Raw genomic sequence first — 4,962 nt, forward strand, 5'->3', positions numbered from 1 at the left:
GACTCAGTACGGATCTATGCCTTCTTTCCTGTTCCCTATTCCCTATTCCCTGTTCCCTGCCCACGCAAGTAAATTCAGGAATCAAACCGGATTCCTATATATATTTTGAATAATAATGACAGCATACATTATGGCTGTTGTATTTGCTTTTGTAACCAAAGACGAAAAGCTTTGAGCGTTGCATTTCTGCCTGCTGTTGTACTTTGCTCCAGATATTGGGGAATCGCTTCAATTAGTGGGAATATAGGAAAATTTAGGCTTTGCTGTGATTCTACATAATGTCCATCTTGCAAAATATTAATTTGGAGCTTTCCTCGATCAAAACGCCAAAGTTCAGGTACTTTTAGGGCTTCATAAATATTAGGATGAGTGCGAGAAGTAATATCAACTTCTAAAGCTAAATCTGGAGGAGGGTCTACTGCTAAATCTAGCCGCTTCTTGCCGCGAATCTTAGATTCATTTTTTATATAGAAACACTGATCGGGTTCTATACCTTGAGCCATTGCTTGGTTTTTGAAAGTGGTGGAACCAAGGCTGATGAATTCAGTACTCAACTCTTCTAGAAGCGCTTTGACTAAATCACCAATAATTTCTTTGTCATATTCATGTTCTGGCAGTGGTGCCATAATCTCCAGTATTCCCCTATCATAAGCAATTCGTGCTGCTCGGTGTTCCCCTAAATCTTCTAGAATTGTTTCCAATTCCTGCCAGGTTACATCTCGCAGTAGCACTCTTTGTCCTGGTGGAACATGGATGCGCTTTAATTCCAACAACATCATCTTCGCTCCCAGTAGCTAAAACCTAAATTTAGCTTACTCTAGTTGACCTGATAGGGGTGACAATTTTTGCTGCTTCATAGAAGTGTATGCTGGAGCGATCGCTCCTATAAAGCAAGCAATACGCTTGGGTTGAACTTTAGTGTTACCCAACAAACCACTGAAAATGTTGGGTTTCGTTCCTCAACCCAACCTACAATTTTCCTTAACTGAACCGTATTGTCCTATAAAGATGAATAGAGTAGAGAAAAACCTCTGGAGTTACCAGAGGTTTTGGTTCCTGATTTAGTTTCTACTTGTTACTCCAATGTGTCCTTAGTCATTTCCCGATAATGGAGAAAATTATTTTAAAAACAAGATCCCCGACTTCTTAGACAGTCGGGGATATGAGCCTTGCGATTTTATTTGGATATTGAGTGTCTACCCATCTACGCTATTAATTACTTCGCCTGTGGCTGCGAACCAGGAATCGTTACATCTATTGGTGTCACTTGTTTAGCTAACTGTGTCAATGGCGGTTGAATGGCGGTTTGATTCCCCACTACTAGAGTCACAATTTTTTCTGGTTTGAGATATTCTCGTGCTACGCGTTGGACATCAGCTGCTGTGGTTGCGGCGACGGCTTTTTGATAGCGAAAGAGAAAATCAGCAGGATAGCCGTAATATTCGTATCGCATCAACCGTGATAAGGTTTGGCTGGGGTCTTGAAAGTTGAACACAAAGGAGTTGAGTGTAGACTCTTTGGCATAAGCCAATTCTTGTGCTGTCACTCTTTGAGTTTGGGTGCGCTTGATTTCAGCTTGTAAGGCTTTGACAAACTGGACGGTAGCATCCGATCGCGTTTGTCCACCAGCGATAAATATGCCAGGATAATCGAAATGGGGACTCCACTGGCCGTAGACAGAGTAAGCTAAACCTTGACGCGATCGCACTTCATTAAATAAGCGTCCACCAAATCCACTTAACACGCCATTCAATACATCCAGCGCCGGATAATCAGGATTGTCAAACCGTCCGCCTAAATGCCCGATAAGCACAGTACTTTGCGTCAGTTGGGGCTGATTGACAAAAAAGACTCCACCTGCATTAGCTGGTAAAACCTTTGGTAATGTGGGTTTAGCAATACCTGGGTTACGCTGCCAATCGCCAAACTTAGCTTGAATGAGCGATCGCATTTTCTTAGTATCAAAATCACCCACAATCCCCAAAATCATATTATTGGGGTGGAAATATTGCTGATAAAACTTGAGCAAATCTTCACGCTCAACCTTATCTACCGTTGCATACTCTATCGTGCGAGCATAAGGGCTATCTTTGCCATAGATCAATTTCTTAAATTCCCGATTAGCAATCCCATCTGGATTGTCGTTACGACGGGCAATGCCACCTTTAGCTTGAGTTTTCGCCAAGTCTAGCTTTTCTTGATCAAATACAGGCGATCGCAGCACCTCAGCAAACAGCCCAAACACCGTTTCTAAATCTTCACTGAGGGCGTCAAAGCTAGCACTACCAGAAGCTTCACTAATCCCAACTTCCACAGATGCCGCCCGTTGTTCTAATATTTCATTGAGTTCATCAGGCGAATGCTTCTTAGTTCCTCCAGTTCGCATTACCGTACCTGTAAAACCAGCCAACCCAACTTTCTCCATTGGTTCCAAGCGATTCCCTGTCCGTACAAACGCTGTACCATTCACCAACGGTAACTCATGATCTTCCATTAAATACACAACCAAGCCGTTTTGCAGCACAAACCGCTCATACTTGGGTAACTTAATCTCAGGTAGCGGTGGTAGCTGCAATTCTGTGTAATGTTTCGCCTCAGCCGTCGCCGCCAGAGAAAAATTACAAGTTAAAAGTAAGCAAGCAAAAACAGTAACCAAAGCATAAATTAACCCTTTCCTATTTTGAATTTTCAACGTTATCTGCCTTTTACCCTTCACCTTATTCCTCTGCATATCTCTCTTCCTTTGCGCCCTTTGCGTCCTTTGCGGTTCGTTTCTCATCCTTCTTTCGACAACAGTTTCCCAATCGTGCGATTTTTAGGCGTAAAAGTCTCCTTTGCCACTCGCACAATATCAGCCGTCGTCACCGCTGAAATCTCATCCAACTGCTTAAACAAATTCCGCCAAGAGCCAGTTTTCACTTCATATTCCAACAATTGTTGAGCCATGCCCATATTGGAATCGAGAATACGTAACAAACTCGCCCGTGCTTGGGTTTTCACCCGTTGCAAATCAACTGCCGCCACAGGCTCAGTTTTTAATTTGTCAATTTCTTGACGTAAAGCCACCGCCAACTCATCAACTGTATGACCAGGAGCTGTGAGAGCATAGAAAAAGATCAGGTTTGGGTACTTATCTCCAGGAAATCCACTGTAACCTTGAGCATTTAGCGCCAAACGCTGCTTTTCTACCAAAGACTTATATAGCCGCGACGTGCGCCCATCACTTAATAAACTGCCAATGATTTCATAGATGGCATTATCTGGATGAGTAATCGCCGGACGATGATAACCTTCTAAATACCAGGGTTGAGAAGGTAGCTGTAAAGTCACTTCCCGTGTTTGTTGTTGTGGTGGTTCCACCGGAATTTTTTCAACAGCTTTGGTTTTGGCTTGAAAGCGGCCAAAATAAGTTTGCGCCAGTTTTTTCACCTCAGCCGGGTTAACATCTCCGACAATGGCAATGGTCAAATTACTTGGTACGTAGTGAGTATCAAAAAACTTTTGGACATCTTCTGGTGTCAGATTGCGGATATCTCGGTCATAGCCAATCACCGGACGCCTGTAGGGATGGGCTTTGTAAGCAGTATCGATAAACTTTTCCACCATCAATCCAATGGGTGAATTTTCCACCCGCATTCGTCGCTCCTCTAAAATTACATCTCTCTCTTTATAAAACTCACGGCGAATTACAGGATCGAGAAATCGTTCCGACTCTAGCGACATCCAAAGTTCCAGCTTATTGGCAGGAAAGCTGTACAAATAACGGGTGGCTTCAGTTGAAGTATTGGCATTTAAACCCACGCCTCCCGCTTGTTCGACAATTTGCCCCAATTCGTTTTGTTTGACAAGCTTGGCTGCTTGCGATTCCACTCGCTTAAACTCAGCTTCTAACCGAGCAACCTCATCTTTTTTGCCATCGGCTTTTGCTGCTTGAATTTGAGCATCAAACCGCTCTAAGGTTTCTAATAGAGGTTTTTCTTTTTTGTAGTCTTCTGTACCAATGCGCGTCGTGCCTTTAAATGCCAAATGTTCCAGAAAGTGAGCTACACCAGTTTTGCCATCTGGCTCATCTACTCCACCGACATCCGCATAAGTAAGGAAAGAAACGACAGGCGCTTGATGTCGTTCTAAGACAATAAATTTCAAACCATTGTCGAGGCGAAACTCCGTTAACTGCTTGATCACTCGATCCAGATAAGGTTGAATCGAACTTTGAACTGGTGGAGTTTGAGTTTTTTTAGGTTGCAGCACTCTTTGGGGAAAAGGTACCGTCTGAGTTTGAGCCAGAGCAATTTCTGGCAGCAATCCCCACCAAAGGATGATCAAAGCCAACAAAGCGACAAACAACCGCCGCAATATGACAGATACTTTATCTGACCAATCCAAAATCCCCAATCTAAAATCTAAAATTGACCGACTTATATAGTTCATAAGCGAAAATTAAGATAAAGTTACACTACCTAAATAACAGGATACTTAGCAAAAGAGCGTTAATCTTGTATTAAGCTTGTTGGGTTTTTGTACTTGACGTTAGACAATAATGCTACAAAACCTGTTCCGGAAATATCACCATAACTGTTATGCGAGTTTTTAATTCTTCCCCACCCTCAGAGGCTCAGACGCGCACCCGGATTTTGCAGGCAGCACAACGGTTGTTTGCCTCTCAGGGATTTGACGGCACTACCACCCGCGATTTAGCACAGGCGGCAGGTGTAGCTGAAGGTACTCTATTTCGTCATTTTGCCAATAAAAAAGCAATTTTAGTGGAAGTAGCCACGAATGGGTGGGTGGAGATTCTTACAGATTTGCTGACAGAATTAAGTGGAATGGGTAGCTATAAAGCCGTAGCTCAGGTGATGCGTCGCCGGATGTGGAACTTCCAAAAAAATGCCGATTTGATGCGTGTTTGTTTTATGGAGGTGCAATTTCACCCCGATTTGCGCGATCGCATTCAATTAGAAG

General features: G+C 43.2%; 4 protein-coding genes. 1 reads left to right on the forward strand and 3 read right to left on the reverse strand.

Annotated elements, in window-relative coordinates; all coding sequences use genetic code 11:
- Positions 1-128: 128 nt before the first annotated feature.
- The 3 genes from IQ229_RS12870 to IQ229_RS12880 all read right to left on the reverse strand — a co-directional run bounded on the left by IQ229_RS12870 (position 129) and on the right by IQ229_RS12880 (position 4,431).
- On the reverse strand, positions 129-776 hold the full coding sequence (locus IQ229_RS12870; protein ID WP_194044251.1) for a Uma2 family endonuclease: 648 nt from the start codon (positions 774-776) through the stop codon (positions 129-131).
- 440 nt (positions 777-1,216) lie between these two features.
- Positions 1,217-2,731, reverse strand: coding sequence for a M16 family metallopeptidase (locus IQ229_RS12875; RefSeq protein ID WP_228013428.1), 1,515 nt, complete (start codon positions 2,729-2,731; stop codon positions 1,217-1,219).
- A gap of 44 nt (positions 2,732-2,775) precedes the next feature.
- Positions 2,776-4,431 (reverse strand): M16 family metallopeptidase, encoded by a 1,656-nt coding sequence (locus IQ229_RS12880; protein WP_194044249.1) that lies wholly within the window; start codon positions 4,429-4,431, stop codon positions 2,776-2,778.
- A 149-nt stretch (positions 4,432-4,580) separates the two neighbouring features.
- Between IQ229_RS12880 and IQ229_RS12885 the strand changes: the two genes are divergently transcribed.
- On the forward strand, positions 4,581-4,962 hold a 382-nt coding region (locus tag IQ229_RS12885; RefSeq protein ID WP_194044250.1), incomplete at its 3' end, for a TetR/AcrR family transcriptional regulator.

It is taken from the genome of Nostoc cf. edaphicum LEGE 07299 (assembly GCF_015207245.1).
GTDB classification, from domain to species: Bacteria; Cyanobacteriota; Cyanobacteriia; order Cyanobacteriales; family Nostocaceae; genus Nostoc; species Nostoc edaphicum_B.

Coding starts and splice junctions, on each gene's coding strand:
- IQ229_RS12870 (WP_194044251.1), bottom strand. CDS start 776: ATGTTGTTGGAATTAAAGCGCATCCATGTTCCACCAGGACAAAGAGTG.
- IQ229_RS12880 (WP_194044249.1), bottom strand. CDS start 4,431: ATGAACTATATAAGTCGGTCAATTTTAGATTTTAGATTGGGGATTTTG.
- IQ229_RS12875 (WP_228013428.1), bottom strand. CDS start 2,731: ATGCAGAGGAATAAGGTGAAGGGTAAAAGGCAGATAACGTTGAAAATT.